The sequence below is a fragment of the Streptomyces sp. TLI_105 genome, assembly GCF_900105415.1.
Classification (GTDB): domain Bacteria; phylum Actinomycetota; class Actinomycetes; order Streptomycetales; family Streptomycetaceae; genus Streptomyces.
This window is the reverse complement of sequence record NZ_FNSM01000001.1, coordinates 4,145,873-4,170,086: the sequence shown is the minus strand read 5'-3', so window position 1 is coordinate 4,170,086 and position 24,214 is coordinate 4,145,873. Positions and strand designations below refer to the sequence as shown.

Below are 24,214 nucleotides of genomic sequence, written 5' to 3'. Positions count from 1 at the left end.
CGCGGGTCCCGGCAGCCGGCCGGCACCGCGGAGAGCCGACGCACACGGGGAGCGGGCGCAGCGCGATGGGTGAGGTCTTCGCTGGTCGGTACGAGCTGATCGACCCGATCGGGCGCGGCGGGGCGGGCGCCGTGTGGCGTGCCTGGGACCACCGGCGCCGCCGCTACGTGGCGGCCAAGGTGCTCCTGCAGAGCGACGCGCACACGCTGCTCCGCTTCGTCCGCGAGCAGGCGCTGCGGATCGACCATCCGCACGTCCTCGCCCCGGCCAGCTGGGCCGCCGACGACGACAAGGTCCTCTTCACCATGGACCTGGTGGCCGGCGGCTCGCTGGCCCACGTCATCGGGGACTACGGCCCGCTGCCGCCCCGCTTCGTCTGCACGCTGCTCGACCAGCTGCTCTCGGGCCTGGCCACGGTGCACGCCGAGGGGGTCGTGCACCGTGACATCAAGCCCGCCAACATCCTCATGGAGGTCACGGGCACCGGGCGGCCGCACCTGCGGCTGTCCGACTTCGGCATCTCCATGCGCAAGGGCGAACCCCGCCTCACCGAGACCGACTACGTGGTGGGGACGCCCGGCTACTTCGCGCCGGAGCAGCTCCTCGGCGCCGAGCCGGACTTCACCGCCGACCTGTTCGCCGTCGGACTGGTCGCGCTCTATCTGCTCAAGGGCCGCAAGCCGGACTCCCGGACGCTGGTCGAGCACTTCCTCGCGCACGGCACTCCGGGCGCCCCCGAGGGCGTCCCGGAGCCCTTGTGGCAGGTGCTCGCCGGGCTGCTCCAGCCCGATCCCCAGGCACGGTTCCGGACGGCCACGGGAGCGCGGAAGGCGCTGAGCGCCGCGGTGGAGATGCTGCCCGAGCCGCGCCCCGACGAGGAGCCGGTGGAGATCCTCGACCAACTCGGCCCCCTCCCGTCCGGATTCGGCCCAGAAGGCCCCACAGGACCCATGGGCCCCAGGGACTCTGCACACCCCACGGGCCCCACGGCGTCCACAAGCCCCGCCGGATCCACAAGCCCCGCAGGGCCCACGGAGCCCCCGCGCCCCGCCGCCACGGGCCTCGCCGCACCTGCGGCCGCTCCCGTGCCCGTACCGGCCCAGGGACCGCCCGTACAGCCGCCGCAGTCCCAGCCGTACCCGTCGTACCGGCCCACCGCCCAGGCCCCGGCGACCCCGCCGCCCGGGCCCTCCGAGACGGGCAGCTTCCATCTGCCTCCGCCGGTCCCGCACCCGGCCCCGGCCTCAGCCTTCGAGCAGGTGACCGCCCCCGCGGCGCCGTACGGGCAGGCTCCCGCCCATCCGTACGCCCCCGGCCACCCGTACGCCCCTCACCCCGACCGGGCTCCCGCGCCGCTCGCCCCCGTACGCCGACCGGGACCGCCCCCGAAGGTGGCGGTCCCGGTGCTCCTGGTCGCGCTGGTGTGCCTCGCGGTCGGCTTCTGGGCCCTGGCCCAGGTCTGAGGTCTCAGGCCCGCCGCCGGGCCAGCAGGGTCCAGGCCCCGAGCCCGAGGAGCAGTACGGTCCCGGTGCCGATGCCGGCCGTCGCGACGATCGCCATCGTGCCGTCCGTCGTGGCGGACGCCCCGGCGGCGCCGTTCGCCGCGGCCTGCTGGTCGTCCGCCGTCACCGAGAAGATCCCGGGGTCCGCGTCGTACGGGGGAGCCTGCTTCGGGCTGCCCTCGACGTTCACCCGGAGCGTCAGCGGCACCGGCTTGTCCCCGTACTCGGCGGCGACTTCCGGGCTCAGCGTCGCCGACAGGTAGTACCAGCCGGCGAACCGCATGCCGCTGGTGGCCTCCTGGTACGAGGTGCGGTTCTCGTGGGCGACCGGCCGCAGCGGGTCGAGCGCCAGCGTCGCGGGCTTCCCGTCGTAGCTGACCGTGTTCATGTCGACGAAGCCGAGGGCCGGGTTGTCGAGGGAGAGGGTGAGCGCGTTGCTCACGGAGTCCCCCTCGGCGCCGCTGCCCAGCTCGGCGCCGGCGAAGAGCTGCTGCCCCCAGTCCACGGGCACCCGGTAGAAGAGGGTCTGACCGGGCCGGATGTCGGCCCGCCACTCGCCCTCCCGCAGTGCGACGGCCTCGTGGAACCCGGCGCCGCCCTGCCGCTTCCGCTGGCCTCCGGCCGGCGGCGCGGGCGTGCCCGACGGCCAGGCCTCGGGGAGGGCCGTCGGACCGGCCTGCTTGAGCAGGGGCTCGGTGACGTACCGGAGCTCCAGCTCCCAGTCGTCCGGGGCGGAGGTCGCCGCCGAATCGCGCTCGACGAGCACGTAGTAGGCGCCCTGCTTCTGGCAGCTGAAGGAGTCCGGGTCGACGATCCGGCGGGCGTAGGCGGCGAGCGGCCTGGCGTACTGCCCGGAGCCGAAGTCGACCTGCTGGTAGCCGCAGTCGGCTCCGCTGTTGTCCTGGATGCCGACCTTGAAACCGTCGCCGTACTCGACCTTGCCGCCGGGCTTGGGGACGGCGACGACGGAGACGTACGTGTTCCGCTTCGAGTCGAGGTCGACCCGGTAGTAGACCTTGCCGTCCTTCTTGAGGGTGTCGCGGTACGTCCGGCCGGTCTGCAGGGTCTTCGCGTCGAGGCTGGAGGCGGCGCCCTGGATCCGCTGGGCCGAGCCGTCGAAGGCGTACGGCGGTACGGCCGGCCCTCCGGCGGCCTCAGCGGCCTCAGCGGCCCCGGCGGCCTCGGCGGCCTCAGCGGCCTCAGCGGCCTCGGTGCTCCCGGCGGCCCGGGTCTGGCCGGGCAGGGCCTGGGCGGGCAGGGCCGTCACCACGCCCACCGCCGCGGCCGCCGCGATCAGGGCTCCCGCCCTCCGGCCGATCCCGGTCCGCCTCCCGGCCTGCGTGCTCACGCGTCCCTCCCCGTCCGTTCCCGCCCTGCGGTGCCGGTCCATCCTGCCTTCCACGGGGCCGCCGCACGAAGACTTTGCTTGAGCAAGCGCATGATTCGCTACAGCAAATACCGGAGGGAGTCGAGACGCAGTGAAGCCCCGGTCCGCTCACGCGGCCGGGGCTTCACCCACAGAATGTGTGTCTCTCAGACACCGGAACCTGCGGGCACGGAGTCGGTCGCCTCCGTCCACAGGTCCTGCTCGGCGCGATCCGCCTGGATCTGGCGGTACACGAGGAGCCCGCCGATGGCGGCCAGTGCGACCAGGAGAAGCTTCTTCACCGCGCGACCTCGTCTTTCGTTGACGTAGGAGACTTCTGACGCCCACTCTACACATCGACCGATACCGATCGGTGACCTGTGCGGGCTTCAAACCTCACACAAACAGATCGACCCGGATGGAGTACCATCCGGGTCGATCCGATCTGTGGGGCTAACAGGATTTGAACCTGTGGCCTCATCCTTATCAGGGATGCGCTCTAACCAACTGAGCTATAGCCCCGCCGCGCTTTGCGGTGTGTGTCCCGCGCGCTGACTCCTGAACATTAGCGCACGTGGGGGCCAGTCCCAAAATCGCCCGGGCCGGAGGCCCTGAGAGATGCTGCGAGGACCGGCCCCACGCGGACTACTCGTCCTCCGCCAGCGTGAGCTCCACACCACCCACGAAGCCGGCCGACAGGTTGTAGATGAAGGCGCCCAGCGTCGCGAGGGCGGTCATCAGAACCACGTCGATCACGGCGATCACCGAGGTGAACATCAGGACCCGCGGCAGCGACAGGAACGACTGCAGGTCGAAGCCGTTGGACTCGTTCGAGCCCGTGGCCTCGCTGATCGTGCCGCCGACCGTCGAGAAGACGCCCATGGCGTCCATGACCATCCACAGCACCGCGGCGGCCACGACCGTGCAGATGCCCAGCGCGATGGAGAGCAGGAAGCTCACCTTCATGACCGACCACGGATCGGCCTTGGCCACCCGCAGCCGCGCCTTGCGCGTCCTGGGCGTCGTGCGCGCCCCGGTCCGCGGCCGGCGCACGGCCCCGGTCTGCCCGCCCTGCGTACCGCCCTCAGGCGTGCCGTACGCCTGTGGCGGGTGGTAGGGCCCGCCCGGCTGCCCCTGGGGGCGCTCGCCGGGCAGTGGCCCGTTGTAGGTCTCGTACGAGGGCTGCTGCCCCCGAGTGTCCGTCACCGCAACCCCCTGGGAGTCCGTGGCGGAACCACGGGCACCGTTCGCTCCAGCACCAGCAGAAGCTCCGGCAGCCGCCGATCCGGCGCCCGTGGCTCCACTCACGCTCTACTCCTCGTGCTCCCCGGTCGAGGGCTCCGTGCCCTCGACCGCCTCGACCTCGGCCGCCTCCACGGCGTCCTCGGCATCGTCGACGTCCTCGTCGTCGCCACCGGCCTCGGCGTTCCGTGCGATGCCGACGACGGCATCGCGCTTGCCCAGGTTGATCAGCTGGACGCCCATGGTGTCACGACCGGTCTCCCTGACTTCGTTGACTCGCGTACGAATCACACCGCCGGACAGCGTGATGGCGAGGATCTCATCGGTCTCCTCGACCACCAGCGCGCCCACGAGCGAGCCGCGGTCCTCCACGATCTTGGCGGCCTTGATACCGAGGCCGCCACGGCCCTGGACGCGGTACTCGTCGACGGGGGTGCGCTTCGCGTACCCGCCGTCGGTCGCGGTGAAGACGAAAGTACCGGGCCGGACGACATTCATCGAGAGCAGCTCGTCGTCCTCGCGGAAACTCATCCCCTTGACGCCGGAGGTGGCGCGTCCCATCGGACGCAGCGCCTCGTCCGTGGCGGTGAAGCGGATCGACTGCGCCTTCTTGCTGACCAGGAGCAGATCGTCCTCGGAGGAGACCAACTCGGCGCCGATCAGCTCGTCGTCGCTGCCGTCCGCGGTCTCCCGGAGGTTGATCGCGATGACACCGCCCGAGCGGGGCGAGTCGTAGTCCTTCAGCGCGGTCTTCTTCACCAGGCCGGCCTTGGTGGCGAGCACCAGGTACGGCGCGGCCTCGTAGTCGCGGATCGCCAGGATCTGGGCGATCTGCTCGTCCGGCTGGAAGGCCAGCAGGTTGGCCACGTGCTGGCCGCGCGCGTCCCGGCCGGCGTCCGGCAGCTCGTACGCCTTGGCCCGGTAGACCCGGCCCTTGTTGGTGAAGAAGAGCAGCCAGTGGTGGGTGGTGGAGACGAAGAAGTGGTCGACGATGTCGTCCTGCTTCAGCTTCGTGCCGCGCACGCCCTTGCCGCCGCGCTTCTGCGAGCGGTAGTCCTCGGTCTTCGTCCGCTTCACATAGCCGCCACGCGTGATGGTGACGACGATGTCCTCCTCGGCGATCAGGTCCTCGATGGACATGTCACCGTCGAAGGGCACCAGCTTGGAGCGGCGGTCGTCGCCGAACCTCTCGACGAGCGCGGCCAGTTCCTCGCTGACGATCGAGCGCTGCTTCTCCGGCGAGGCCAGGATCGCGTTGTACTCGTTGATCTTCGCCTGGAGCTCGTCGTGCTCGGCGACGATCTTCTGGCGCTCCAGGGCGGCGAGCCGGCGGAGCTGCATCTCCAGGATCGCGTTGGCCTGGATCTCGTCGATCGAGAGCAGGTCCATCAGGCCCGTGCGGGCGACCTCGACCGTGTCGCTGCGCCGGATGAGCGCGATGACCTCGTCGATCGCGTCCAGGGCCTTGAGCAGACCGCGCAGGATGTGGGCGCGCTCCTCGGCCTTGCGCAGCCGGAACTTGGTCCGGCGGACGATGACCTCGATCTGGTGCGTCACCCAGTGGCGGATGAACGCGTCGAGCGAGAGGGTGCGCGGCACGCCGTCGACCAGCGCCAGCATGTTCGCGCCGAAGTTCGTCTGCAGGTCGGTGTGCTTGTACAGGTTGTTGAGGACGACCTTGGCGACGGCGTCGCGCTTGAGCACGATCACCAGGCGCTGGCCGGTGCGGGACGAGGTCTCGTCGCGGACGTCGGCGATGCCGCCGATCTTGCCGTCCTTCACCAGGTCGGCGATCTTCTGCGCGAGGTTGTCCGGGTTGGTCTGGTAGGGCAGCTCCGTGACCACCAGGCACTGTCGGTTCTGGATCTCCTCGACCTCGACGACCGCGCGCATCGTGATCGAGCCGCGGCCGGTGCGGTACGCCTCCTCGATGCCCTTGCGGCCGACGACGAGCGCGCCGGTGGGGAAGTCGGGGCCCTTGATCCGCTCGATCAGCGCGTCGAGGAGCTCCTCATGGGTGGCCTCGGGGTGCTCCAGGGCCCACTGGGCGCCGGCCGCGACCTCGCGCAGGTTGTGCGGCGGGATGTTGGTGGCCATGCCGACGGCGATACCGGCGGAGCCGTTGACCAGCAGGTTCGGGAACCGGGCCGGGAGGACCGTCGGCTCCTGGTTGCGGCCGTCGTAGTTGTCCGTGAAGTCGACGGTCTCCTCGTCGATGTCGCGGAGCATCTCCATCGACAGCGGCGCCATCTTGCACTCGGTGTAGCGCATGGCGGCGGCCGGGTCGTTGCCCGGGGAGCCGAAGTTGCCGTTGGAGTCGACGAGCGGCAGGCGCATCGACCAGGGCTGGGCGAGGCGGACGAGCGCGTCGTAGATCGAGGAGTCGCCGTGCGGGTGGTACGTGCCCATGACGTCGCCGACGACGCGGGCGCACTTGTAGAAGCCCTTCTCGGGCCGGTAGCCGCCGTCGTACATCGCGTAGAGCACGCGCCGGTGGACGGGCTTGAGGCCGTCCCGTACGTCGGGCAGCGCGCGGGACACGATGACGGACATCGCGTAGTCGAGGTACGAGCGCTGCATCTCGGTCTCGAGCCCGACGGGCTCGATCCGCAGCACGGGCTCCTGCTCTTCGGTGGTGCCGGAGGTGTTTTCGTCGGCCATTGCTGGTCGTCAGTCCTTTCGTACGGTCAGCTGAGACCGACTCAGATGTCGAGGAAACGAACGTCCTTGGCGTTGCGCTGGATGAAGGAGCGCCGTGCCTCGACGTCCTCGCCCATCAGCACCGAGAACAGGTCGTCGGCCTGGGCGGCGTCGTCCAGGGTGACCTGGCCGAGCACGCGGTGCTCGACGTCCATGGTGGTGACGCGCAGCTCCTCGGCGTTCATCTCGCCGAGGCCCTTGAAGCGCTGGATCGAGTCCTCGCGGATCCGCTTGCCGTTCTGCTTGCCCAGCTCGACGAGCGCGTCCCGCTCCCGGTCCGAGTAGGCGTACTCGAAGTCGTCCCGGCCCCACTTGATCTTGTAGAGCGGCGGGCGGGAGAGGTAGACGTGCCCGGCCTCGACCAGCGGCCGCATGAAGCGGAAGAGGAAGGTCAGCAGCAGGGTGTTGATGTGCTGGCCGTCGACGTCGGCGTCCGCCATCAAGATGATCTTGTGATAGCGGAGCTTCTCGATGTCGAAGTCCTCGTGCACGCCGGTGCCGAAGGCGGAGATGAGCGCCTGGACCTCGGTGTTCTGCAGGATCTTGTCGATCCGGGCCTTCTCGACGTTCAGGATCTTGCCGCGGATCGGCAGGATGGCCTGGTACATCGGGTTGCGGCCGGACTTGGCCGAGCCGCCGGCGGAGTCACCCTCGACGATGAAGATCTCGCACTTGGACGGGTCGTTCGACTGGCAGTCGGAGAGCTTGCCCGGCAGCGACGCCGACTCCAGGAGGCCCTTGCGACGGGTCAGGTCGCGCGCCTTGCGCGCGGCCACGCGCGCGGTGGCGGCCTGGATCGACTTGCGGACGATGTCCGCGGCCTCGAGCGGGTTGCGGTCGAGCCAGTCGTTGAGGTGCTCGTAGACCGCCTTCTGGACGAAGGTCTTGACCTCCGTGTTGCCCAGCTTGGTCTTGGTCTGGCCCTCGAACTGCGGCTCGCTCAGCTTGACCGAGATGATCGCGGTGAGACCCTCGCGGATGTCGTCGCCCGTGAGGTTGTCGTCCTTCTCGCGGAGCAGCTTCTTGTCACGCGCGTACTTGTTGATCAGCGAGGTCAGCGCCGCACGGAAGCCCTCCTCGTGCGTGCCGCCCTCGTGGGTGTGGATGATGTTGGCGAAGGAGTACACGCCCTCGCTGTAGCCGCTGTTCCACTGCATCGCGACCTCGAGGGACAGGCTCTTGTCCTTGTCCTCGGCGTCGAGGTCGATCACGGTGGGGTGGATCAGCTCGCCCTTGCGCGAGTTGAGGTACTTCACGAAGTCGACGATGCCGCCCTCGTAGTGGTACCTGACCGTGCGCGCGGCCGGCTCGGCGGCGGCCTCCGCGTCCGGGTCGTCCGCGCCGACGGTGGCCTTCGCGGACTCGCGCTCGTCGGTGAGCGTGATCGTCAGGCCCTTGTTGAGGAAGGCCATCTCCTGGAAGCGGCGCGAGAGCGTCTCGAAGGAGTACTCGGTCGTCTCGAAGATGTCCGGGTCGGCCCAGAAGGTCACCGTCGTGCCGGTCTCGTCGGTCGCCTCGTGCTGGGCGAGCGGAGCCGTCGGGGCGCCCATCTTGTAGTCCTGCGTCCAGCGGTGGCCGTCCGTCTTGATCTCGACGGAGACCCTGGTGGACAGGGCGTTCACGACCGACACACCGACACCGTGCAGACCGCCGGAGACGGCGTAGCCGCCGCCGCCGAACTTGCCGCCCGCGTGCAGCACGGTCAGCACGACCTCGACGGCCGGCTTGCCCTCGGAGGCCACGATGCCCACCGGGATGCCACGGCCGTTGTCGACGACGCGGACGCCGCCGTCGGGCAGGATCGTCACGTCGATGGTGTCGGCGTGGCCGGCCAGGGCTTCGTCGACCGAGTTGTCGACGACCTCCTGCACCATGTGGTGCAGACCGCGCTCGCCGGTCGAGCCGATGTACATGCCAGGGCGCTTGCGCACGGCATCCAGGCCCTCGAGGACCTGAATGTTGCTGGCGGTGTACTGGTTGTTCTCGTTGGGGTTGCCGGAATCGGCCACGAAGCGCCCTTTCTGGCACAGCACAGGCCGTTCTCCGGGCATACGGGAGCGGCTGCGTCGTTCGACATGTTCCGCAGGGTGGCGGGATTGTCTCCCAGTCTACCGGTAGCGCCGACAGTCATGGGGGTTTGCCGGTACCTGAATGCGCATGTGCCGCCCTGAGCGGGAGCGAGACGACTCCCCATATCCGGATAGGGGCTCCAGAGGCCCCAGACGGCCACCCAGCGCTTCGAGCAGTGACGGCCAGTGGGCGTCGACGCCACCGCGTTGTGGACCTACGTTCCGCAAGGGCGGAACGGGTGGGCACAACGGCACCCGCACGGCGCCCTTCACCCGGACCCGCACTCCTCGCGCCCCGCCCCGCACGGGTTAGCCGTACGTGTCCCCGGGCCCGACGCTGCCAGGGGCCCGCAGCGGCCCGTACCCCCGCCGGGGGCCACCGGGCCCGAGGACCTTGATCATCCGCACGGTCCCGTGCCCGAGGTCCTCGTTCAGCCGCGCGACCAGCCGCGGCGCGAGCAGCCGCAGCTGCGTCGCCCACGCCGTGGAGTCGCACTGCACCGTCAGCACCCGCGCGTCCGGCTCGTCGTCGAACTTCAGCGGTACGCAGTGCTTCGCCAGGTCCTCGCCGACGATCTGCGGCCAGCGGCCCATGACCCCGCCGACCGCCGCCGGGGTCTCCCAGCCCCGCTCGGTGATCAGCCGGTTGATCGCGGCGCCGAGGGCCATCGGATCGCGTCCGTCGGCGCGCGCGCCGGAGCGCAGCCCGCCCCCGCGCCGGGCCTGCTTCTTCTGCGCCGCCGCCGCGCCCCGCGCCTTCGCCTGCTCCTTGGCGGCGCGCAGCGCGACCCGCGCGAGGTCGACGCCCGAGGGCTCGGGCACCGCGGGCCCGCCCACAGGCTGTGGAGAGTTCTGCTCGGTCATACCCGCTCCACCGTCCCGCCGGACACGGCGTACCGGGTGCCCGCGAGGACGCCCGGCACGTCGTCGTCGACCGCCGCCGTGACCAGCACCTGCTCGCCCGGCGCCACCAGCTCCGCGAGCCGCTCGCGCCGCCGCGCGTCCAGCTCGGCGAAGACGTCGTCGAGGACGAGGACCGGTTCGTTGCCCTCGGCGCGCAGCAGGTCGTACGAGGCGAGGCGGAGCGCCAGCGCGTACGACCAGGACTCGCCGTGGCTCGCGTACCCCTTGGCGGGGAGGTCGCCGAGCTTCAGGAGCAGCTCGTCCCGGTGGGGACCGACGAGCGTGACGCCCCGCTCGACCTCCTGCTTGCGGACCTCGGCGAGGGCGGCGAGCAGCTGCTCGTACAGCGCCTCGCGGGTGTGCCCGGTGCCCGGCGCGGAGGGGCGGTACTCCAGCAGGATCGGGCCGCCGCCGGGCGCGAGCTGCTCGTACGCCTTGTCGGCGAGCGGCTGCAGTACGGCGATGAGGTCGAGCCGCTGGGCGAGCAGCTCGGCGCCCGTCCTGGCCAGGTGCTGGTCCCACACGTCCAGGGTGGACAGGTCCATGCCCCGGCCGCCGTGCCGCCGGGCCATCGCCGCGGACTTCAGGAGCGTGTTGCGCTGCTTGAGGACGCGCTCGTAGTCGGAGCGCACGCCCGCCATGCGCGGCGTGCGCGCCGTGATCAGCTCGTCGAGGAAGCGCCGGCGCTCGCCGGGGTCGCCCTTGATCAGGGCGAGGTCCTCGGGGGCGAACAGCACGGTCCGGACTATCCCCAGCACGTCACGCGGTCTGACCTGCGAGGACCTGTTGATGCGGGCACGGTTGGCGCGGCCCGGGTTGAGCTCCAGCTCGATCAGCTGGGAGCGCTCGCCCTGGGTGACGGCGGCGCGGACGACCGCGCGCTCCGCCCCCATCCGGACGAGCGGGGCGTCGGAGGCGACGCGGTGGCTGCCGAGGGTGGCGAGGTAGCCGACGGCCTCGACCAGATTGGTCTTGCCCTGGCCGTTCGCGCCCACGAAAGCGGTGACGCCCGGGTCGAGCGGGACCTCGACCCGGGCGTAGGAGCGGAAGTCGGCCAGCGAGAGATGCGTGACGTGCATGGTGGGCGCCGACCTTCTTCCCCCGGCGGCTGTGCACCGCGGGGTGCACAGCCTGTGGATTACTTCTTCGTCTCGACCGCGTGGCCGCCGAACTGGTTGCGCAGCGCGGCGATCATCTTCATCTGCGGGGAGTCGTCCTGACGGGAGGCGAACCGCGCGAACAGCGACGCGGTGATCGCCGGCAGCGGGACGGCGTTGTCGATGGCGGCCTCGACCGTCCACCGGCCCTCGCCGGAGTCCGACGCGTAGCCCCGCAGCTTGTCCAGGTGCTCGTCCTCGTCCAGCGCGTTCACCGCGAGGTCGAGCAGCCAGGAGCGGATGACCGTGCCCTCCTGCCAGGAGCGGAAGACCTCGCGCACGTCGGTGACGGAGTCGACCTTCTCCAGGAGCTCCCAGCCCTCGGCGTAGGCCTGCATCATCGCGTACTCGATGCCGTTGTGGACCATCTTCGCGAAGTGGCCGGCGCCGACCTTGCCCGCGTGGACCGAGCCGAACTCGCCCTCGGGCTTGAGCGCGTCGAAGATCGGCTGGACCTTCGCCACGTCCTCGGCGGAGCCGCCGTACATCAGCGCGTAGCCGTTCTCCAGGCCCCAGACGCCGCCGGAGACGCCGCAGTCGACGAAGCCGATGCCCTTGGCGGCGAGCTCCTCGGCGTGCTTCTCGTCGTCCGTCCAGCGCGAGTTCCCGCCGTCCACGACGATGTCGCCGGGGGAGAGCAGCTCGGCCAGCTCGTCGATGGTGGACTGGGTCGCGGCACCGGCCGGGACCATGACCCACACGACACGCGGACCCTTGAGCTTGCCCACAAGCTCTTCGAGGCTGTGGACATCGGCGAGGTCCGGGTTGCGGTCGTATCCGATGACGGTGTGGCCTGCGCGGCGGATGCGCTCACGCATGTTGCCGCCCATCTTGCCGAGACCGACGAGACCGAGCTCCATCAGAGATTCCTTAAGCGTCGTGTGCGGTTTACCCGGGTCCGAGCCTACGCCCGGACCCGGGTGCACACCTGTGGGGTCAGCCGCTCAGGCGAAGGCCCCGGGAAGGCGTCAGCCGGAGAGCCGCACCGGCATGATCAGGTACTTGTAGGCCTCGTCCGCCTCCGCGTCGAGCGCGGGCTTGCCACTCAGCAGCGCCGGCTTCGTGGAGGTAGTGAAGGAGAGCTGGGCGACCGGGGAGTCGATCGCGCTCAGGCCGTCCAGCAGGAAGGTCGGGTTGAAGGCGATCGAGATGTCGTCGCCGTCGAGCTGCGCGTCCACACGCTCCACAGCCTGTGCATCGTCGCTGGAGCCCGCCTCCAGGATCAGCACGCCCTGCTCGAAGCTCAGCCGGACCGGGGTGTTGCGCTCGGCCACCAGGGCCACGCGCTTCACGGCCTCCACGAAGGGGGCGGTCTCGATCACCGCGACCGAGTTGAACTCGGTGGGGAAGAGCGTCCGGTACTTCGGGAGGTCGCCCTCCAGGAGGCGGGTGGTGGTGCGGCGGCCCGCGCCCTCGAAGCCGATGAGGCCCTCGCCCTTGCCGGAGCCCGAGAGCGCCAGGGTCACCGTGTCGCCGCTGGTGAGCGCCTTGGCGGTGTCCAGGAGGGTCTTCGCGGGCACCAGGGCGACCGCGGAGGCGTCCGGGGACTCCGGCTTCCACAGGAACTCGCGGACCGCGAAGCGGTAGCGGTCGGTGGAGGCCAGGGTGACCGTGTCGCCCTCGATCTCGATGCGCACACCGGTGAGGACGGGCAGCGTGTCGTCACGGCCGGCGGCGATGGCCACCTGCGCGGCGGCGGAGGCGAAGACCTCACCGGGGACGGTGCCGGTCGCGGTGGGCATCTCCGGCAGCGCCGGGTACTCCTCCACAGGCAGGGTGTGGAGGGTGAAGCGGGAGGATCCGCAGACCACGGTCGCCCGTACACCGTCTGTGGAAATCTCCACGGGACGGTTGGGGAGGGCGCGGCAGATGTCGGCGAGCAGCCGGCCGGAAACGAGGACGGTGCCGTCCTCCTCCACCTCGGCCTCGACCGAGACCCGCGCCGAGACCTCGTAGTCGAAGCTCGAGAAGCTCAGGGCGCCGTCCTCGGCCTTCAGGAGAAGGCCCGCGAGCACGGGCGCCGGCGGACGGGCCGGAAGGCTGCGGGCCACCCAGGCCACCGCCTCCGCGAGTACATCGCGCTCCACCCGGATCTTCACCGGAACCGCCTCCTGCTGTTGCTGGCTCTTCGTCGACTGCGGGAACCAGTCTGACGCACGCCACCGACACTCGGTGCTGCTCGGGGTCAAGTCGAGACGAGAGCGCGACGGAGCTCCGGCGCCGAGTTGTGCACAGGTCCCACTTCGAAGCGAATTCCGGGCTAACTCTATGTGGGAGTAGTAGTAGGGCCTGTGGAAACCGTGGATAACGTCGTTTCCCCAGCTCAGGCCCTGTTTTTTGTCCACCGCCCCTGTGGGTGGAACCCGTGGACAACCGGGGGTCTCTGTGGACACTCGAAAGTTCTGCACAGCCGGTACACAGGCCACGGGGAGTTCTCCCCAGCGCTGTCCCCAGCTTTCCCCAGGTTCCCCACAGCCCAAACGTCTCCCTTGGTGTGACCGCTTTCACTCGTCCCAGTGAGTAGACGTGTTTCGTTGCCGAACAGTGGACAGCGGTGTGGAGAAGCTGTGGGCAACCGACTCCTCCCTGTGGGTGCCCGGTGGACAACCTTCGAGCCGCCCTGTGGACGAAGGATTCATCCACAGGCTGTGGAAATCGTTTGCCAACAATTCCACAAGGGTCTGACCTGGAGTGATGAGCTGTCACCAGGCAGCCCTGTGGACACAATCCGGATAACTTGGCAGTCCCCACCCTGTGGACGGGAGATCATCCCGCAATCTGTGGAGAACCTGCCACCGGAACGTGGGAATCGAACAGGCCGGGGCCGGCTGGGGACGGCGGGCACGGCGAAGGGCGCTCCCGGGAGCGGCGCGGGACGCCTTCAGGAACGGCGAAGGGCGTCCCCAGGAACGGCGAAGGACGCCCCGGGAGGTGTCCCGGAGCGCCCTGGAGAGGTCGCAGCAGGGCCGTGCGAGAGGCCCTGGTGACCCGGCGTCAGCCGTTCTTGATGCGGTTGGTGAGCTCGGTGACCTGGTTGTAGATGGAGCGCCGCTCCGCCATCAGGGCACGGATCTTCCGGTCCGCGTGCATCACCGTCGTGTGGTCGCGGCCGCCGAACTGCGCGCCGATCTTCGGCAGCGACAGGTCCGTGAGCTCACGGCACAGGTACATGGCGATCTGCCGGGCCGTCACCAGGACGCGGCTGCGCGAGGATCCACAGAGGTCCTCCACCGTCAGACCGAAGTAGTCGGCCGTGGCCGCCATGATCGCGGGAGCCGTGATCTCCGGCGAGCTGTCCTCGCCGCCGGGGATCAGGTCCTTGAGGACGATCTCGGTGAGCCCGAGGTCCACCGGCTGCCGGTTGAGGCTCGCGAAGGCCGTCACCCGGATCAGCGCGCCCTCCAGCTCACGGATGTTCCGCGAGATCCGGGACGCGATGAACTCCAGTACCTCCGGAGGGGCGTTGAGCTGCTCCTGGACCGCCTTCTTGCGGAGGATCGCGATGCGCGTCTCCAGCTCCGGCGGCTGCACATCGGTGGTGAGGCCCCACTCGAAGCGGTTGCGGAGCCGGTCCTCCAGGGTGACCAGCTGCTTGGGCGGCCGGTCCGAGGAGAGCACGATCTGCTTGTTCGCGTTGTGCAGGGTGTTGAAGGTGTGGAAGAACTCCTCCTGCGTCGACTCCTTGCTCGCCAGGAACTGGATGTCGTCGACGAGCAGGATGTCCACATCGCGGTAGCGCTTGCGGAAGGCGTCGCCCTTGCCGTCGCGGATCGAGTTGATGAACTCGTTGGTGAACTCCTCGGAGCTCACGTAGCGCACGCGCGTGCCCGGGTAGAGGCTCCGCGCGTAGTGCCCGATCGCGTGCAGCAGGTGGGTCTTGCCGAGACCCGACTCCCCGTAGATGAAGAGCGGGTTGTACGCCTTCGCCGGTGCCTCGGCCACCGCGACGGCGGCCGCGTGCGCGAACCGGTTCGAGGAACCGATGACGAACGTGTCGAAGAGGTATTTGGGGTTCAGCCGCGCGTGCTGCTCACTCGGGGCGCCGGCGCCCTGCCCGGAGGACGAGGAGCCGTGGCCACCGCCCGGTCCGGGGACCGTGCTGCCGGGGCGGGGACCGGGACGCGGGCCGTGGTTCTGCGGGTCGGGCAGCTCGGCGCGCTCGGGCCGCTGCGGCTCGTAGCCGCGGGCGGGCTCGTCGTAGCGGGTCTGCCGGGACTGCTCCGGGCCGGTGTACGGGGCGCGCTCCTGGTAGCCGCCGAGCCGCGGCTGCTGCCAGGAGAGGTCCTCCTGGGTGCGCGGCCAGGCGCCGGGGTCGGGCCGCTGCTGCTGGTAGTCCGGGTAGGCGGGGCGCGCGGTGGGCAGCCCGTCGTCGGGCATCGGCCGATGGCCGTAGCCCTCGTACTTCTCGTACGGCTCGGGCTGTGCGCGCTCGTCGTAGCGGGACTGCTGCGGCTGCTGCAGCGGGGGCGCCGGCGGAGTCGGCTCGCCGACGGAGTCGTCGACGGTGATCGCGATCCGGATCGGCCGGCCGCACTCTCGGCTCAGGGTCTCGCTGATCAGCGGGGCGAGCCGGCCTTCCAGGACCCGCTTGCCCCACTCGTTGGGGACGGCGAGCAGGGCCGTGTCCGCGACCAGGGCGAGCGGCTGGCAGCGCTCGATCCACTGTTTGTCCTTGGGCTCGATTCCCTGCTGGCCCTCGGCGAGGAGCTGCTCGAGGACGCGTGGCCACACTGCGGCAAGATCGGCAGGTACGTCAGCCACAGGGCACGCTTTCTCGAAGGTCCCACGATGGTGTGGTTCGCGGGGACGGTGGGTCGAAGTCCGTGAGGATGGGTCCGTCGAGGACAGGTGAGGACAGAACGGAATAAAGATTGTGGAGGTCGTCCACGGTAGTCGGGGCGGATGACGTGGTTCAAGTTGTTGTCCACAGCCTGTGCACAATGGGGGGTGGCGACGGGCCGGTTTGACCGGATGGCGTAGCCGCGCGTACCGTAACCAGGTCGAGTTGTCGATGGCTGCTGCCGCCTGCCTCCGATGGGCAAAGATCACGGTCTGTGATCGTTTAGCGGTGCACTCGGGCGTATTGCGAGCTACTCGTGGGCGCACGGTGACAGCCAGGCGATGTCCCGCCATCTACGAATCATTTCTGGAGCCCCCGAGTGAGCAAGCGCACCTTCCAGCCGAACAACCGTCGTCGCGCGAAGACCCACGGCTTCCGCCTGCGCATGCGCACGCGTGCCGGTCGCGCCATCCTTGCGAACCGCCGTTCCAAGGGTCGCTCGGCGCTGTCCGCCTGATCCACTTAAACAGGTCATGACGTGCTGCCTACCGAGAATCGGCTGAGGCGGCGCGAGGACTTCGCAACCGCGGTACGCCGAGGTCGCCGGGCCGGTCGCCCGCTCCTCGTCGTCCACCTACGCAGCGGTGCAACGGACCCGCACGCGCCTGGGGAGAGCGCTCCCCCGACGCGTGCGGGTTTCGTCGTGAGCAAGGCCGTGGGCGGGGCGGTCGTACGCAACCAGGTGAAGCGACGCCTGCGCCATCTCGTCCGCGACCGCATCTCCATGCTGCCCCCCGGTAGCCTGGTGGTCGTACGGGCGTTGCCCGGAGCCGGCGACGCCGACCACGCACAGCTGGCCCGAGACCTGGACGCCGCTCTCCAGCGGTTGCTGGGAGGGGGCACGCGATGAAGTACCCGCTGCTGGCTCTCATCAAGCTGTACCAGTGGACGATCAGCCCTCTCCTGGGCCCCGTCTGCCGGTACTACCCGTCGTGTTCCCACTACGGATTCACGGCCATCGACCGGCATGGCGCGATCAAGGGCACGGCCCTGACCGCCTGGCGCCTCCTGCGGTGCAACCCGTGGTCGCCCGGCGGCGTGGATCACGTCCCCCCGCGCAAGCGTCCCCGCTGGCACGAGATGCTGCGGAACGCGCTGCGCGGTGACAAGGGCGGGTCCCCCGTCGAGACGAGCCCGGCCGCCGAGACCTCGCCCAATGCTCAAGGAGCCTGATTAGTGGACACGATTGCCAGTCTGTTCAGCTTCATCACCACACCCGTCTCCTGGGTGATCGTCCAGTTCCATTCGATGTACGGGGCGATCTTCGGCCCGGACACGGGCTGGGCCTGGGGACTGTCCATCGTGTCCCTGGTGGTGCTGATCCGTATCTGTCTGATCCCGCTTTTCGTGAAGCAGATCAAGTCGACGCGGAACATGCAGGCGCTCCAGCCGAAGATGAAGGCGATCCAGGAGCGCTACAAGAGCGACAAGCAGCGTCAGTCCGAAGAGATGATGAAGCTGTACAAGGAGACGGGTACCAACCCGCTCTCCTCGTGCCTTCCCATCCTGGCGCAGTCGCCGTTCTTCTTCGCGCTGTACCGCGTGCTCTCCAGCATCGCCGAGGGCAAGACGATCGGCGTCATCAACGAGGACCTGCTCGCCAGCGCCCGTCAGGCCCACATCTTCGGTGCGCCGCTGGCCGCGAAGTTCATGGACAGCGCCGAGAAGGTCGAGGCGCTCGGCGCCTCGCTGACCGATGTGCGCATCGTCACCGCGGTCATGATCGTCATGATGTCGGCGTCGCAGTTCTTCACCCAGCGCCAGCTGATGATGAAGAACGTCGACCTGTCGGTGAAGACCCCGTACATGCAGCAGCAGAAGATGCTCATGTACATCTTCCCGCTGATCTTCGCCGGCATGGGCATCAACTTCCCCGTCGGTGTCCTCGTCTACTGGCTGACCACGAACGTGTGGACCATGGGCCAGCAGATGTACGTGATCAACCAGAACCCGACCCCGGGCAGCAAGGCGCAGGACGCCTACCTCCAGCGCCTGCTGAAGAGCGTCACGCACAGCGGCGAGGTCAAGGGTCGTCGGCGGAAGAACATCGTCAAGGTCATCGTCGCCAAGGGCAGTGACCGCAACGAGAACGAGCGCCGCTTCTTCGCGGGTCTGTCCAAGGCCGGCTTCGCCGCCCAGGCGGACGGCACCGTGATCAAGAGCGACACGATCGTGGCCGAGGCCGAGGGCGGTGCCGCCGCCAGGCGCCAGCAGCCCAAGCGCCAGACCAAGTCCCAGCGCCAGGCCTCCGCGGCCCAGCAGTCCGTGGTGAAGGACTCCGAGGAAGGCTCCGAGCCGGCCGTCGAAGAGGCGACCACCTCGCTCGAGAAGAAGCCCCAGGGTTCGACCGAGGCCGCCGCGGCCAAGGACGAGGCACAGGGCGACAAGCCCCAGCGTCCGAGCCGTGCCAACTCCGGCGGCTCCCGTCAGGGCAAGTCCGGTCAGGGCCAGCGCAAGGGCCAGCAGCGGCCCAAGCACCCGTCCTCCAAGAAGTAAGCCTCCCCGAAGCAAGAAGGAGTCCATCCGTGACGGAAGGCACCACCTCCGCCGCCGCCGAGGGTGGCGACACCCTGACCCGCCTGGAGCAGGAGGGTGAGATCGCGGCTGACTACCTCGAGGGCCTGCTCGACATCGCCGACCTCGACGGCGACATCGACATGGACGTCGAGGCGGACCGGGCCGCGGTCTCGATCATCAGCGACTCCAGCAGCCGCGACCTGCAGAAGCTCGTGGGCCGCGACGGCGAGGTCCTGGAAGCGCTCCAGGAGCTGACGCGTCTCGCTGTGCACCGCGAGACGGGTGACCGCAGCCGACTGATGCTCGACATCGCCGGCTTCCGGGCCAAGAAGCGCTCCGAGCTCGCCGAGCTGGGTGCGAAGGCCGCGGCCGAGGTGAAGTCCACCGGCCAGCCGGTCAAGCTGGACCCGATGACGCCGTTCGAGCGCAAGGTCGTGCACGACGCGATCGCCGCCGCCGGTCTGCGCAGCGAGTCCGAGGGCGAGGAGCCGCAGCGCTTCGTCGTTGTGCTCCCGGCCTGACCCCTCACGTAGTGTCGGCCCCGTCTGTTCGCAGGCGGGGCCGATCTTTGTCAGCCTTGATAGTCAGCCACCACAGTGCGCTCGCACGCGAGGCGTGCGGTACGGAAGGACGGTTCCCGTGACGGAGGCAGCGGAGCTCCCCGAGGCGCCGGAGCAGGCGCGGACAGTCTTCGGCGAGTACTTCCCGGAGGCCGTGCGGTACGCGGAGCTGCTCGCAGACGCGGGTGTGAAGCGCGGCCTGATCGGCCCGCGCGAGGTCCCGCGCCTCTGGGAGCGTCACCTGCTGAACTGCGCCGTCCTCTCGGAGGTCGTCCCCGAGGGCGTCACCGTCTGCGACGTGGGCTCGGGCGCCGGTCTGCCCGGCATCCCCCTGGCCCTGGTGCGGCCCGATCTGAAGATCACGCTCCTGGAGCCCCTCCTGCGCAGGACGAACTTCCTCCAGGAGGTCGTCGAGCTGCTCGGCCTCGACCACGTGACCGTGGTGCGGGGACGTGCGGAGGAGATGCTCGGCAAGATCACGCCCGTGCACGTGGTGACCGCCCGCGCGGTGGCCCCGCTCGACCGACTGGCCGGCTGGGGTGTTCCCCTGCTGCGTCCGTACGGAGAGATGCTGGCGCTCAAGGGCGACACCGCGCAGGAGGAGATCGACGGTGCTCGCGCCGCGCTCTCCCGGCTCGGTGTGGTGGAGACCGCGGTGCTTCAGGTGGGCGAGGGCATCGTCGATCCGTTGTCCACGGTCGTGCGGGTGGAGGTCGGCGAGAGCCCCGGCGGGGTGCGGTTCGCGGCCAAGCGGGCGAAGGCCGCCCGGACGAGCAAGACCCGTCGGCGCCGCTGAGCGTCGCATACGTACCATTTCGGAGTGTCGAACGGTCCCGGCCGGGCGGCGGCGGCATGGTGTTTCACGTGAAACGTCGCTCACTGCTGCAGGGGATCATCAGCCGCGGTCGCGCGGCTGCCGCGCCCAGGGACCGTCGACCCCGCGTGAAGCCACCCGTGAGGGTTACGGAGTTGTCCACAGAGGTGGATTCACCCACAGAACCACCGACCTCGCTGGTTCGCGACCCCGAAAGCATGGCAGGCTCTCCTCATCGCGAGCCTGAAGCCGAGGAGAGTGAATCCTTGCGGTCCGACGCCAACATCGCGGGACCGATGACCGATCCGGTCCCCGGTCCCCGAACCGAATCGGTGGGGGAGGATGTTTCACGTGAAACACCGCCCCCGATGGACGACACCCCCATCGGTCGTGCTGCCCAGCTGGCAGTAGAAGCGCTGGGCCGTGCCGGTGAGGGACTTCCCCGCCCGGCCCAGACGCGTGTGATGGTGGTCGCCAATCAGAAGGGCGGCGTGGGCAAGACGACCACGACGGTCAACCTTGCCGCCTCCCTGGCGCTGCACGGTGCTCGCGTCCTGGTCATCGACCTGGACCCGCAGGGCAACGCCTCGACGGCACTCGGCATCGACCACCACGCCGAGGTCCCCTCGATCTACGACGTCCTGGTGGACAGCAAGCCGCTCTCCGATGTGGTGCAGCCGGTCATGGACGTCGAGGGCCTCTTCTGCGCCCCGGCCACCATCGACCTCGCCGGCGCGGAGATCGAGCTGGTGTCCCTGGTGGCGCGTGAGAGTCGCCTGCAGCGGGCGATCCAGGCCTATGAGCAGCCGCTGGACTACATCCTGATCGACTGCCCGCCCTCGCTCGGTCTCCTCACGGTCAACGCCATGGTGGCGGGCGCAGAGGTGCTGATCCCGATCCAGTGCGAGTACTACGCGCTGGAGGGCCTCGGGCAGCTCCTGCGGAACGTCGACCTGGTACGGGGGCACCTCAACCCGGCGCTCCACGTCTCGACGATCCTGCTCACCATGTACGACGGCAGGACGAGGCTCGCCTCGCAGGTCGCCGACGAGGTGCGCAGCCACTTCGCCGAGGAGGTGCTGCGGACCAGCATTCCGAGGTCCGTCCGCATCTCGGAGGCGCCGAGCTACGGGCAGACGGTCCTCACCTACGACCCGGGCTCCAGCGGCGCCCTGTCGTATCTCGAAGCGGCCCGTGAGATCGCCCTGCGGGGGGCCGCCGTGCACTACGACCCGCAGCACGCCCATGTAGGGCACCAGAACAACCAGCGCAGCATGTCGGAGGGGATCCAGTGAGTGAGCGACGTAGGGGATTGGGGCGTGGGCTCGGTGCGCTGATCCCCGCTGCTCCCCAGGAACGACAGGTCGAGCGCGGGGTGGCCGCCGCGAAGCTGACGACGCTGCCGCGGAGCCCCCAGGCCCCGGAGTCGGCCCCGACGTGGAACGAACCCGAGCCGACGGCCCTGCCGGAGCCTCCGGCCGGGGCCTACTTCACCGAGCTTCCGATCGATGCGATCGTTCCCAACCGGCACCAGCCGCGTGAGGTCTTCGACGAGGACGCGCTGGCGGAGCTCGTCACCTCCATCAAGGAGGTCGGCCTGCTCCAGCCCGTGGTCGTGCGCAAGATCGAGGCCGACCGCTACGAGCTCGTCATGGGTGAGCGTCGTCTGCGGGCTTCGACGACGGCGGGCCTTGAGCGGATCCCGGCGATCGTCCGGGACACCGACGATGAGAAGATGCTTCTGGACGCGCTCCTGGAGAACCTTCACCGGGCCCAGCTGAACGCGATCGAGGAGGCCCACGCCTACGAGCAGCTGCTCAAGGACTTCGGCTGCACCCATGACCAGCTCGCGGAGCGGATCGGACGGTCCCGCCCGCAGATCTCCAACACGCTGCGTCTGCTGCGGCTCTCGCTGCCGGTGCAGCGCCGGGTCGCCGCCGGAGTGCTCTCCGCCGGACACGCGAGGGCTCTGCTCGGTGTCGAGGACCCGGAGGCCCAGGACAAGCTGGCGTACCGGATCGTCTCCGAAGGCCTCTCGGTGCGCAGCGTCGAGGAGATCGTCAGCCTCATGGGTTCCGAGGAGCCCGCGTCCGCGGCCAAGCCGAGGGGGCCGCGTGCCGGCGCCCGGGTCTCGCCCGCGCTGACGGACCTCGCCACCCGGCTCTCGGACCGCTTCGAGACCCGCGTGAAGGTCGACCTGGGGCAGAAGAAGGGCAAGATCGTCGTCGAGTTCGCCTCGATGGACGATCTGGAGCGGATCCTCTCGACCCTCGCTCCCGGCGAGGGACGGGTCCTGGGCCGCGCGAACGCCGAGCAGGACGCCGAGGGCTGATCCCCTCCCCGCTCGCCGGGACCGCTCAGGGCGGGCCGTGCTCCGGTCTTCACCGGAACGCGGCCCGCCCTTTGCATGTGAGCGGTATCGCCCCGATCGCCCGATCGATACGATTCCGAGAGGCGTATCCGTGCTCGATGGCGAGGGAAACGAGGAGTAGCCGTGGGGCGTCGGCTCGTACCGCTCACCCTGGACAACCTTCCGGATCTCCCCAAGCGGTGTCGCTCCTGTGTCTTCTGGGAGCTCGACCCGGTCAGTGGGGAGGCGGCGGTGAAGGCGGGGCGCCCGGAGCTGGAGAAGGAGGCCTGGATCTCGGGCGTTCTCCTGGAGTGGGGTTCCTGCGGCCGGGTGGTCTACGTCGACGAGGTGCCGGTCGGTTACGTCCTCTACGCTCCCCCGGCCTATGTGCCGCGCTCGACGGCCTTTCCGACGAGCCCCGTGGCGTCGGACGCCGTCCAACTGATGACGGCGTGGATCATGCCGGGCTATCAGGGGCAGGGCCTGGGGCGGGTGATGGTGCAGACGGTGGCCAAGGACGTGATGAGGCGGGGCTTCAAGGCGATCGAGGCGTTCGGAGACGCCCGCTGGAAGGAGCCGGCCTGTGTGCTGCCGGCCGACCACCTCCTCGCCGTGGGCTTCAAGACCGTCCGTCCGCACCACGCCTTCCCTCGGCTGAGGCTGGAGCTCAGGACGACGCTCTCCTGGAAGGAGGACGTCGAGATGGCCCTGGACCGTCTGCTCGGCGCCGTACAGAAGGAGCCCGCGCTACGGCCGCTCTAGCTTCGGAGGACGAGAACGGCCCGCCCCCTGCCGGGGACGGGCCGTTTCACGTGAAACAGAGGAGGAGCATCAGCCCTTGGCGGGCTCGACGAAGTCCGCCAGGTCACGCAGGATGGCGGCCTTCGGCTTGGCGCCGACGATGGTCTTCACGACGTCGCCGCCCTGGTAGACGTTGAGCGTCGGGATCGACATGACGCCGTACTTGGCAGCCGTGGCCGGGTTCTCGTCGATGTTGAGCTTCACGACCTCGATCTCCTCGCCGTGCTCGGCGGCGATGGCCTCCAGCGACGGGGCGATCTGACGGCACGGGCCGCACCAGGCAGCCCAGAAGTCCACCAGGACGGGCTTGTCGCTCTTGAGGACAACTTCGTCGAAGTCTGCGTCGGTCACGTTCTTCAGGGCGCCGGCCACGGCGACCTCCTTATTTCGCGGGGTGTGAGGTGGGGAGAGACAGGGGTCAGACCGCGGGGGTCTCGGCCAGCTTCTCGCTGTCGGCGAGGGCGGCCAGGAAGCGCTCGGCGTCGAGTGCGGCGGAGCAGCCGGTGCCGGCGGCCGTGATGGCCTGACGGTAGGTGTGGTCGACGACGTCACCGGCGCCGAAGACACCCGTGAGGTTCGTGCGCGTCGACGGGGCGGCGACCTTGAGGTAGCCCTCCTCGTCCAGGTCCAGCTGGCCCTTGAAGAGCTCGGTCCGCGGGTCGTGGCCAACGGCGATGAAGAGGCCGGTGACGGGGAGCGCGCGGGTCTCGCCGGTCTTCGTGTCGCGCAGGGTCAGACCGCTGAGCTTCTGCTCGCCGTGGATCTCGGTGACCTCGCTGTCCCAGGCGAACGAGATCTTCGGGTCGGCGAAGGCACGCTCCTGCATGGCCTTGGAGGCACGCAGGGTGTCCCGGCGGTGGACGATCGTGACGGACTTGGCGAAGCGCGAGAGGAAGGTGGCCTCCTCGATCGCGGTGTCGCCGCCGCCGACGACGGCGATGTCCTGGTCCTTGAAGAAGAACCCGTCGCAGGTGGCGCACCAGGAGACACCGCGGCCGGAGAGCACGTCCTCGTTGGGGAGGCCGAGCTTGCGGTGCTGGGAACCGGTGGTGACGATCACGGCCTTCGCGCGGTGCACGGTGCCGGCGGTGTCGGTGACGGTCTTGATGTCACCCGTCAGGTCCACGGCGATGACATCGTCCGGGACCAGCTCGGCGCCGAAGCGCTCGGCCTGGGCCCGCATGTTGTCCATCAGGTCCGGGCCCATGATGCCGTCACGGAAACCGGGGAAGTTCTCGACCTCGGTGGTGTTCATGAGGGCGCCACCGGCGGTGACGGCACCCTCGAAGACCAGAGGCTTCAGCGACGCTCGGGCCGTGTAGAGCGCAGCGGTGTAACCCGCGGGACCGGAGCCGATGATGATCACATTACGGACGTCGCTCACGGGTTTCTT

22 protein-coding genes and 1 tRNA gene are annotated in these 24,214 nt (G+C 69.6%); 10 read left to right on the top strand and 13 right to left on the bottom strand.

Translation table 11 applies throughout. From position 1 onward, the window contains the following. The first annotated feature begins 65 nt into the window (after positions 1 to 65). A complete protein-coding gene (locus BLW86_RS19020) occupies positions 66 to 1,463 on the top strand; it encodes a serine/threonine-protein kinase (RefSeq protein WP_093875141.1) in 1,398 nt (465 codons plus the stop codon). Between the two features lie 4 nt (positions 1,464 to 1,467). On the opposite strand, the gene BLW86_RS19015 is transcribed toward BLW86_RS19020, so the two are convergent. From BLW86_RS19015 to dnaA, 11 genes are all read right to left on the bottom strand, one after another. Then, positions 1,468 to 2,850, bottom strand: a complete 1,383-nt coding sequence (locus BLW86_RS19015) for a hypothetical protein (protein ID WP_093878737.1) — start codon at positions 2,848 to 2,850, stop codon at positions 1,468 to 1,470. A 185-nt stretch (positions 2,851 to 3,035) separates the two neighbouring features. Further along, on the bottom strand, positions 3,036 to 3,170 hold the full coding sequence (locus BLW86_RS19010; protein ID WP_003958712.1) for a DLW-39 family protein: 135 nt from the start codon (positions 3,168 to 3,170) through the stop codon (positions 3,036 to 3,038). Positions 3,171 to 3,316: 146 nt separating this feature from the next. Further along, positions 3,317 to 3,390 (bottom strand) — tRNA-Ile (locus BLW86_RS19005). 123 nt (positions 3,391 to 3,513) lie between these two features. Continuing rightward, positions 3,514 to 4,074 (bottom strand): DUF3566 domain-containing protein, encoded by a 561-nt coding sequence (locus tag BLW86_RS19000; RefSeq protein WP_093875140.1) that lies wholly within the window; start codon positions 4,072 to 4,074, stop codon positions 3,514 to 3,516. A 105-nt stretch (positions 4,075 to 4,179) separates the two neighbouring features. Continuing rightward, positions 4,180 to 6,771 (bottom strand): DNA gyrase subunit A, encoded by a 2,592-nt coding sequence (gene gyrA, locus BLW86_RS18995; RefSeq protein WP_093875139.1) that lies wholly within the window; start codon positions 6,769 to 6,771, stop codon positions 4,180 to 4,182. A gap of 41 nt (positions 6,772 to 6,812) precedes the next feature. After that, entirely contained in the window at positions 6,813 to 8,843 is a 2,031-nt protein-coding gene (gene gyrB / locus BLW86_RS18990; RefSeq protein WP_093875138.1) for a DNA topoisomerase (ATP-hydrolyzing) subunit B, read from the bottom strand. Between the two features lie 345 nt (positions 8,844 to 9,188). Then, positions 9,189 to 9,743 carry a DciA family protein gene (locus tag BLW86_RS18985; protein WP_093875137.1) on the bottom strand — a complete coding sequence of 185 codons (555 nt, stop codon included), beginning with the start codon at positions 9,741 to 9,743 and terminating at the stop codon, positions 9,189 to 9,191. Further along, positions 9,740 to 10,861: a DNA replication/repair protein RecF gene (gene recF / locus BLW86_RS18980; protein WP_093875136.1), complete on the bottom strand. Its 1,122-nt coding sequence runs from the start codon at positions 10,859 to 10,861 to the stop codon at positions 9,740 to 9,742. Before recF ends, BLW86_RS18985 begins: the two co-directional genes overlap by 4 nt. Before the next feature lie 59 nt (positions 10,862 to 10,920). Beyond that, positions 10,921 to 11,799: a phosphogluconate dehydrogenase (NAD(+)-dependent, decarboxylating) gene (gene gnd, locus BLW86_RS18975; RefSeq protein ID WP_056565173.1), complete on the bottom strand. Its 879-nt coding sequence runs from the start codon at positions 11,797 to 11,799 to the stop codon at positions 10,921 to 10,923. Positions 11,800 to 11,907: 108 nt separating this feature from the next. Further along, positions 11,908 to 13,038, bottom strand: a complete 1,131-nt coding sequence (dnaN, locus tag BLW86_RS18970) for a DNA polymerase III subunit beta (protein WP_041130169.1) — start codon at positions 13,036 to 13,038, stop codon at positions 11,908 to 11,910. An 895-nt stretch (positions 13,039 to 13,933) separates the two neighbouring features. After that, positions 13,934 to 15,700, bottom strand: coding sequence for a chromosomal replication initiator protein DnaA (gene dnaA, locus BLW86_RS18960; RefSeq protein WP_093875135.1), 1,767 nt, complete (start codon positions 15,698 to 15,700; stop codon positions 13,934 to 13,936). A 398-nt stretch (positions 15,701 to 16,098) separates the two neighbouring features. On the opposite strand from dnaA, the gene rpmH reads away from it, so the two are divergent. From rpmH to BLW86_RS18915, 9 genes are all read left to right on the top strand, one after another. Next, complete coding sequence (gene rpmH, locus BLW86_RS18955; RefSeq protein ID WP_007265229.1) at positions 16,099 to 16,236, top strand: 50S ribosomal protein L34; 138 nt, start codon at positions 16,099 to 16,101, stop codon at positions 16,234 to 16,236. 21 nt (positions 16,237 to 16,257) lie between these two features. Beyond that, positions 16,258 to 16,629 (top strand): ribonuclease P protein component, encoded by a 372-nt coding sequence (gene rnpA, locus BLW86_RS18950; protein ID WP_093875134.1) that lies wholly within the window; start codon positions 16,258 to 16,260, stop codon positions 16,627 to 16,629. Continuing rightward, complete coding sequence (gene yidD, locus BLW86_RS18945; RefSeq protein WP_093875133.1) at positions 16,626 to 16,952, top strand: membrane protein insertion efficiency factor YidD; 327 nt, start codon at positions 16,626 to 16,628, stop codon at positions 16,950 to 16,952. Before rnpA ends, yidD begins: the two co-directional genes overlap by 4 nt. 3 nt (positions 16,953 to 16,955) lie before the next feature. Continuing rightward, on the top strand, positions 16,956 to 18,275 hold the full coding sequence (gene yidC / locus BLW86_RS18940) for a membrane protein insertase YidC (RefSeq protein ID WP_093875132.1): 1,320 nt from the start codon (positions 16,956 to 16,958) through the stop codon (positions 18,273 to 18,275). A 29-nt stretch (positions 18,276 to 18,304) separates the two neighbouring features. Then, positions 18,305 to 18,817, top strand: a complete 513-nt coding sequence (locus BLW86_RS18935; protein ID WP_093875131.1) for a Jag family protein — start codon at positions 18,305 to 18,307, stop codon at positions 18,815 to 18,817. A 118-nt stretch (positions 18,818 to 18,935) separates the two neighbouring features. Beyond that, entirely contained in the window at positions 18,936 to 19,652 is a 717-nt protein-coding gene (gene rsmG / locus BLW86_RS18930; RefSeq protein ID WP_093875130.1) for a 16S rRNA (guanine(527)-N(7))-methyltransferase RsmG, read from the top strand. A gap of 236 nt (positions 19,653 to 19,888) precedes the next feature. Next, complete coding sequence (locus BLW86_RS18925) at positions 19,889 to 20,965, top strand: ParA family protein (protein WP_086828372.1); 1,077 nt, start codon at positions 19,889 to 19,891, stop codon at positions 20,963 to 20,965. Further along, complete coding sequence (locus BLW86_RS18920) at positions 20,962 to 22,002, top strand: ParB/RepB/Spo0J family partition protein (RefSeq protein WP_093875129.1); 1,041 nt, start codon at positions 20,962 to 20,964, stop codon at positions 22,000 to 22,002. Before BLW86_RS18925 ends, BLW86_RS18920 begins: the two co-directional genes overlap by 4 nt. Before the next feature lie 162 nt (positions 22,003 to 22,164). Beyond that, positions 22,165 to 22,782: a GNAT family N-acetyltransferase gene (locus BLW86_RS18915; protein ID WP_093875128.1), complete on the top strand. Its 618-nt coding sequence runs from the start codon at positions 22,165 to 22,167 to the stop codon at positions 22,780 to 22,782. 69 nt (positions 22,783 to 22,851) lie between these two features. Here BLW86_RS18915 and trxA read toward each other — a convergent pair whose 3' ends face one another. Further along, positions 22,852 to 23,193: a thioredoxin gene (gene trxA / locus BLW86_RS18910; protein ID WP_093875127.1), complete on the bottom strand. Its 342-nt coding sequence runs from the start codon at positions 23,191 to 23,193 to the stop codon at positions 22,852 to 22,854. Positions 23,194 to 23,239: 46 nt separating this feature from the next. Further along, on the bottom strand, positions 23,240 to 24,205 hold the full coding sequence (trxB, locus tag BLW86_RS18905) for a thioredoxin-disulfide reductase (RefSeq protein ID WP_093875126.1): 966 nt from the start codon (positions 24,203 to 24,205) through the stop codon (positions 23,240 to 23,242). Between the last annotated feature and the right edge of the window lie 9 nt (positions 24,206 to 24,214).